Origin of the sequence: Sphingomonas asaccharolytica NBRC 15499 (assembly GCF_001598355.1) — a bacterium.
In the GTDB taxonomy this organism is placed as follows: Bacteria; Pseudomonadota; Alphaproteobacteria; order Sphingomonadales; family Sphingomonadaceae; genus Sphingomonas; species Sphingomonas asaccharolytica.
Genome location: NZ_BCYU01000141.1, coordinates 1 through 6025 on the forward strand (window position 1 = coordinate 1; position 6025 = coordinate 6025).

General features: G+C 67.2%; 8 protein-coding genes and 1 pseudogene. 7 read left to right on the forward strand and 2 right to left on the reverse strand.

Annotated elements, in window-relative coordinates; genetic code table 11:
* Positions 1-352: 352 nt before the first annotated feature.
* The 3 genes from parS to SAS01S_RS21335 all read left to right on the forward strand — a co-directional run bounded on the left by parS (position 353) and on the right by SAS01S_RS21335 (position 2364).
* Positions 353-832 carry a type II toxin-antitoxin system Prs ADP-ribosylating antitoxin ParS gene (parS, locus tag SAS01S_RS21325; protein ID WP_066813136.1) on the forward strand — a complete coding sequence of 160 codons (480 nt, stop codon included), beginning with the start codon at positions 353-355 and terminating at the stop codon, positions 830-832.
* Entirely contained in the window at positions 829-1314 is a 486-nt protein-coding gene (gene parT, locus SAS01S_RS21330; protein WP_066813142.1) for a type II toxin-antitoxin system Prs ADP-ribosylating toxin ParT, read from the forward strand. Before parS ends, parT begins: the two co-directional genes overlap by 4 nt.
* Before the next feature lie 99 nt (positions 1315-1413).
* On the forward strand, positions 1414-2364 hold the full coding sequence (locus SAS01S_RS21335) for a PAS domain-containing protein (RefSeq protein WP_066813144.1): 951 nt from the start codon (positions 1414-1416) through the stop codon (positions 2362-2364).
* 20 nt (positions 2365-2384) lie between these two features.
* Here SAS01S_RS21335 and SAS01S_RS21340 read toward each other — a convergent pair whose 3' ends face one another.
* Positions 2385-3026, reverse strand: coding sequence for a DUF2285 domain-containing protein (locus SAS01S_RS21340; protein ID WP_169804997.1), 642 nt, complete (start codon positions 3024-3026; stop codon positions 2385-2387).
* 13 nt (positions 3027-3039) lie between these two features.
* Positions 3040-3180: pseudogene (locus SAS01S_RS23385) on the reverse strand (transcriptional regulator domain-containing protein); the annotation flags it as partial.
* Between the two features lie 227 nt (positions 3181-3407).
* Here SAS01S_RS23385 and SAS01S_RS21345 point away from each other — a divergent pair.
* The 4 genes from SAS01S_RS21345 to SAS01S_RS21360 all read left to right on the forward strand — a co-directional run.
* Positions 3408-4151, forward strand: coding sequence for a LuxR family transcriptional regulator (locus SAS01S_RS21345; RefSeq protein WP_245657064.1), 744 nt, complete (start codon positions 3408-3410; stop codon positions 4149-4151).
* Between the two features lie 74 nt (positions 4152-4225).
* Entirely contained in the window at positions 4226-4840 is a 615-nt protein-coding gene (locus SAS01S_RS21350; protein WP_066813150.1) for an acyl-homoserine-lactone synthase, read from the forward strand.
* Positions 4830-5708 (forward strand): phytanoyl-CoA dioxygenase family protein, encoded by an 879-nt coding sequence (locus SAS01S_RS21355; RefSeq protein ID WP_066813152.1) that lies wholly within the window; start codon positions 4830-4832, stop codon positions 5706-5708. Before SAS01S_RS21350 ends, SAS01S_RS21355 begins: the two co-directional genes overlap by 11 nt.
* Positions 5705-6025: GntR family transcriptional regulator (locus SAS01S_RS21360; RefSeq protein WP_157082942.1), on the forward strand; the 321-nt coding region annotated here is incomplete at its 3' end. The genes SAS01S_RS21355 and SAS01S_RS21360, both read left to right, overlap by 4 nt.

A 6025-nucleotide genomic window follows, 5' to 3' on the forward strand; every position in this document is an offset into this window, starting at 1 on the left:
GGGGCTCGGGGGCGAGGGCTTGGCCCGAGCCATAGAGCGGCGGTCGCGCGGGCAACCTCCCGCGCGAGGCGCCCCTTTCGTAAGGTCAACCGCCTCAATCGAGCGCGCTTACCAGCGTATACGCCCTCCAAAGAACCCGAATTTCCGGCCGCCACCCGTAGGCGGAAAGCGCTGCCTCCTGCCCTGTCGGCCTGCCTTCTTGCACCGGGCCTTCCACAGGCCTGGCGCCGGTTGCTTGGCGACGAGGCGGGCGATCCGCTATGCTTGACGTGAGCGATCTGCCCGATCGAAAACCTGGCGCCCTTGAAAGCTCTGCTCATATGAGCCACATAAATGCTCAAAGGAACCGCAAATGCCACAACCCGCTATCGCGCAGCGCAAGCCGCACGAGGAAACCGCCCCCGCGTTCGTGTATGTGGACATCTACCGCTCCTCTCCCAGCGACCGGATCGACGTCATCAAGGCCGGTGTCCCCGCCGCCAAAGCCAAGCTGCTGATCAGCGAGCTGCATTTCGACCAGCGGGTCCTGCTCGATGCGCTCAACCTCAAGACCGCGACGGTGAACAAGAAGGCGGCGCGCAACGAGCTGCTGTCGACCGAGGACAGCGAACGGGTGATCGGCCTGGCCAAGCTGGTCGGCCAACTCGAAGCGATGATCGAGGAGTCCGGATCGGCCGAAGGCTTCGATGCCCCCGAATGGCTGTCGCGCTGGCTGCGCGAACCGCTGCCGGCGCTCGGCGGCGGCAAGCCGATCGACCTGCTCGACACGATGGAAGGTCAGGCCCTGGTCGCCCAGGCGCTCGCCCAGATCCAGAGCGGAGCCTATGTGTGAGCTTGGCGGTCTGGCGGATCGCCACCGACACAAAGGACTATGAGGCCGACGACCTGTCCGGCACCGGAGCCCGAAACACGGGCGGCCGATGGAACGACAAGGGCGTGGCGATGGTCTATGGCGCGACGAGCCGCGCGCTCGCCTGCCTCGAGACGATCGTCCATCTGAATGCCGGCGGCCTGCCGCTCAACCGCTACCTGGTCGAGATCACGATCCCCGACCCCGTCTGGGCGGCGGCACAGGTCGCAACCGCCAGCTCGCTCGCGGTGGGCTGGGACGCCGAGCCGTGCGGCCGGGTCAGCATCGCATTCGGCTCCGCCTGGGCCGCTGCCAAAAGTTCGGCACTGCTGCTGGTCCCTTCGGTGATCGTACCCGAGGAGCACAACGTCCTGATCAACCCCGCCCACCCCGATGCGGCCGGCATCGCCGCGCGCAAGGTGCGCAAATGGCTCTACGATCCGCGGCTCGGGCGAGTGCCCTGAAAGGTCGAGTCGCCGGGCTGGGGCAAATCGGCCGGGAGGTTTTCCGCCGCGCGATGTGCTAGGTCCTGGCGATTGCCAAGATCGTGCGGAGGTTCAGGCATGGCAGACCTGATCGAATCGTTGGCCGACAGCCAACCTGCGTTACTGTCGGCGCTGCTCGACCAGACCCATGACTGCATCGAGTTGCTCGACGGCGAGGGACGCATCCTGTTCGTTAATCGCGAGAGCCTCCGGACGATGGAGTTGCGCGCCCCCGAAGCGCTGGTCGGTCAACGCTGGATCGACCGCTGGCCGGCCGATCGCCGCGCAGATCTCGAAGACGCGCTCGGTACGGCGCGCGCTGGGACAGCGGTACGCTTTACCGCGCCGCGCCGGGGACCCGATGACGAAACGCGCTGGTGGGACGTGACGCTGGCCCCGATCGCTTCCGCCGGTGCCGCCGCCTTCCTGACGGTTGCGCGGGACATCACCGCGGAAACCACCGAACGCGAACGCGCCGCCGCGATCGGCGCCGAGATGCGCCACCGGCTGCGCAACGCGATGACCATCGCCGCCGGAATCGTGACGATGGCCGCACGGTCGCAGCCCGAGCATCGGCTTTTCGCGCGTGCGGTCGCCGAGCGGTTCGCGCAGCTTGGCCAGGTCCAGGACCTGCTGCTCGATCCGGCGCGCGAGAACCGTCTTCCCGACATTGTCCCGCTCCTCGCCAAGGCCTATGGCGACGAGGCGTTGCTGCGCTTCGGCACGGTTCCGGACGTCCGGCTCGCCCAGGGCCCGATGCAGGCGCTCGCGCTCGCCTTTGGTGAGCTCGCCACCAACAGCCTCAAATATGGCGCGCTCAAGCATGGTAAGCCGGTCGAGATCGACGGCGTAACCGAAAACAATATGCTTCGCCTGATCTGGCGCGAACCGACGCGGCTAGGCGCTTCACGCGACGGCAGCCAGGGCCTTGGCCTGATCGACCGGCTGATCGCGGTCTCGGGCGGTACGGTCGACTATGCGGATGATAATGGCGATTTGGTCGTGCGGATCGCGCTGCCCTGTTTCTGACGGATGCGGGCCGGCATCGCCTATACGCTCTGACCTCGGCGCCGCATCAAGAACCGGTAACCGCCGCGCGCTAGCCGCCGAGCCTCGCCCGCCAGGCGCCGGACCCGCGAGCGGAGCGAGTCCGAGGCCCCGTCCCACTCCGCCGTCACGCGCTCGATGCCATAGAGCGCCTCGCCGATCTCGCGCTGGCTGGCGCCGGCCGTCAAACCGTCATGGACCTGCAGCGCGGTCAGCCAGCGCGCGATACGTGGATCGGGCGGATAGAGCGAACGCCGGAACTGGCGGTGCAGCGAAAATTCCACCAGCCGCCTGAGCGGCAACAATTTGGGCCGCGCCGAAAGGCTGCCCTCGATCCGATAGTGCAATATCACCGGGCCGGCCGACAAGGTGCCTGCCTCGACATCGAAGCGGATGTGGCGCCAGCCATCGCTGATCACTGCATGTTCGCGGCCATCCTTATCGGCGACGGCGATCAACCAGACGCGCAGCTTCGCAGGGTCGATCGCGTTTGGGTCACCCCGCGCGGCGGGCCGGGCCTCGACCGCCAATGTGCCGGGATCGAGATCGGCATGCCAGATCAGCCGCGCCTGGGGGGCGGCGATCGCCGGATCCTCGGCGAAAGTGAAGCCCCCAGGCCAGCGCGTCGCGCGGAAGTGCGTCAACGCCGCGAGTGACCTCGCTGGCACGCGCATACCAGGCAATATAGCCGGGATCGCGGCGCAGCCATTCCCACATCAGCCCGGCACGATCGACGCCCGCCAGCGGGCGATAGCGCGCAGCATCTCGCCAGCCATTCCCGCCCGCTTCGCGCGCCATTATCCGCGAACGCTGCACAAAGTGCGGCGAAACCCGCCAATTAGGTCCGAAGCGGATTTGATTGCCTCCAGAGAATCGATAAAATATCCCGGCTTTTCAACCGCGTCCTTCCGCCGTTGCGAGAACCGGCAGATTGGGCGCGCGGTCAGGGAAAGGACGGCGTCGGGGACGAAGGCGGCTTGAGACGCCTCCCGACGCTGGTGTGCCTCATGGGCATAGGAAACGCATTGGCCCGGTTTATCGAGTTCGTCACGGGCGCGAACAGTCCAGCCGATCTGGAAGCGATACTCGGCGAGATCACGGCATCGTTGGGCTATGAATATTTCGCGCTCACCCATCATGTCGACCTCAGGGCGGCGGCCGGCTCGACGATACGGCTGCACAATTATCCCGATCGCTGGGTCGACTATTTCGATCGCGAAGGCCTGGCCGCCGCCGACCCGATCCACCGCGCCAGCCAGCAGACAGCGCTCGGCTTTTCCTGGCACAACGTCCCGCTGATGATCCCGCTGACGCCGCGCGATCGTGGAATCCTCGCGCGAGCCAAGGACCATGGGATCGGCACCGGAGTCACGATCCCGGCGAACGTGCCCGGCGAGGCGACCGGATCGTGTTCGTTCGCGATGGCGGCCGACCGGCGCGCGCCGCCGGACAATCTTGCGCTCACGCAATTGGTCGGCGCCTTCGCCTTCGAGGCGGCGCGCCGCGTCTGGCAGGTGCGCCCGTCGGCGCGCAGCATCAGGCCCGGCGCGCGGTCCAGGCTGACCGACCGGCAGCGCGATTGCCTGATCTGGGCAGCGCGCGGCAAAAGCGACTGGGAGATCAGCGTGATCCTGGGGATCAGCGAGGAGACCGTCGCACAGCATATCAGGCAGGCCTGTGAGCGGTATGGCGTACAGAAGCGAACATCGCTCATCATCCACGCTTTATTCGACGGGACGATCAGCTTCGCCGACATTGCCCGGCGCTGACATCCCCCTTTTCCGGGATAGCGGGACCGGCGCCCGGCGCGCCACGCTTTGCGAACCTTTGACGGAGGTTCGTGATGCTCACCGTGATAGAGAGCGCCTGCCCCGCGCCCGACGATGCGCTGCTGCGCGGCATGTTCGAGGCACGCAAGCGGGTCTTCATCGATCTGCTCGGCTGGGACCTGCCGGTCCTCGCCGGGCGCTTCGAGCTCGACCAGTTCGACACGCCTGAGGCGATCTATCTGATCCTGGCGGACGAGCATGGCGCCCATCGCGCCTCGGCGCGGCTGCTTCCGACGACGAAGCCCCATCTGCTCGACACCCTGTTCGCCGACCTGTGCGACGGACCGGTACCGTCAGGCGAGACGGTGTTCGAGATCACTCGATTCTGCCTCGATCGCTCGTTGGGCGCGCGGGGCCGGCGTGCGGCGCGCGACGAGCTGGTCCACGCACTCGCCCGATACGGATTGGACCATGCGATCACATTGTATACGGGCGTCGCCGAACCCGGCTGGCTCGACCAGATCCTCGCCTTTGGCTGGCATTGCCGGCTGCTCGGCACGCCGCGAGAGATCCAGGGGTCCCGACTCGGGGCGATCGCCATCGACATCGATGCCGGAACGCCGAGGTTGCTCGAGCGAGCCGGCATTCGCGGCTCCGCGCCGCTCGCGGAGGTGTCGCATGCGGCATGACCCGATACCCGCGACGGGATGCGACCTCACCGGCACGCTGCGCAAGCAAGGCTATTGCATCGTCCGCAATGCCTTGCCTGCCGCACAGGTGGACGCGCTCGACCGGGTGCTGGCGCCCGTGTTCGACGCGACGCCGTTCTGCGAGGGCGGCTTCTACGGCGAACGGACCAAGCGCTTCGGACGTCTGCTTGCGCGTGCCGGCGATGCCGAACGCTTCGTGCGCCATTCCGAGATCCTCGCCGCGGCACAGGAAATATTGTCGCCATGGTGCGACACGATCCAGCTCAACCTCGCCCAGGCAATCGCGCTTCACCCGGACGCGCTGGCGCAATTGCCGCATCGCGACCAGGACATGTGGCGCGGGACCGTCGGCGAGGTCGAATATCTCGTCAACGTCATGTGGCCGTTCACCGACTATCGGGCGGACAATGGCGCGACCGTGATCTGGCCAGGCAGCCATGGGCCGAACGCGCTCGCCAAAGAGCCGCCGCATCGCCCGGTCGTCGCCGAGATGGATCCCGGCGACGCGCTCGTCTTTCTCGGCTCGACCCTGCATGGCGCCGGCGCCAACATATCCGGCCGCGTTCGGCGTGGGATGGTCGTCAGCTACTGCCTGGGCTGGCTCAAGCCCTATGAGAATCAGTGGCTCGCCTATCCGCCGGCGATCGCGCGCGGTTTCTCGCGCGAGCTGGCGCAGCTGGTCGGCTATCAGCAGCATCGCCCCAATCTCGGCAATTACGAGGGCCGCTGCCCGTCGGTGCTGCTCGAAGCGGCTGTGCCGGAGCATCTCGCGGCGATCGACGCCTTGCGGCCGGACCAGGCGGCGATAGTGGCCGATTATGTTGCCGAACAACGCCGAACGCCATGAATCCGGGCGCGACATCGGAGCGCGTGTTCGACGCCCTGAAGCATGACATCCTCTCGGGCGAGCTGCCGCCGGGCACGAAGCTCGAACCGGCAGCGCTCGCCGATCGGCTCAACAGCAGCGTGACGCCGGTGCGGGACGCGCTGCACCGGCTGGCGGGCGCGCTGCTCGTCGAGATGCGGGCGAGCGAAGGCTTTTACCTTCCCTTCGTGACCGAACCGGGCCTCAGGGATCTCTACGCCTGGAACGCCGAACTCGTGCGGACGCTGGTCCGCGCCTGGCCCGATCGGCGGGCACCGCTCAAAGCCGACGCTCTGCCC

What these genes read in the sequence shown, in the direction of transcription:
- SAS01S_RS21335 (WP_066813144.1), top strand. Translation starts at nt 1,414, where the DNA reads ATGGCAGACCTGATCGAATCGTTGGCCGACAGCCAACCTGCGTTACTG.
- SAS01S_RS21350 (WP_066813150.1), top strand. Translation starts at nt 4,226, where the DNA reads ATGCTCACCGTGATAGAGAGCGCCTGCCCCGCGCCCGACGATGCGCTG.
- parS (WP_066813136.1), top strand. Translation starts at nt 353, where the DNA reads ATGCCACAACCCGCTATCGCGCAGCGCAAGCCGCACGAGGAAACCGCC.
- SAS01S_RS21355 (WP_066813152.1), top strand. Translation starts at nt 4,830, where the DNA reads ATGCGGCATGACCCGATACCCGCGACGGGATGCGACCTCACCGGCACG.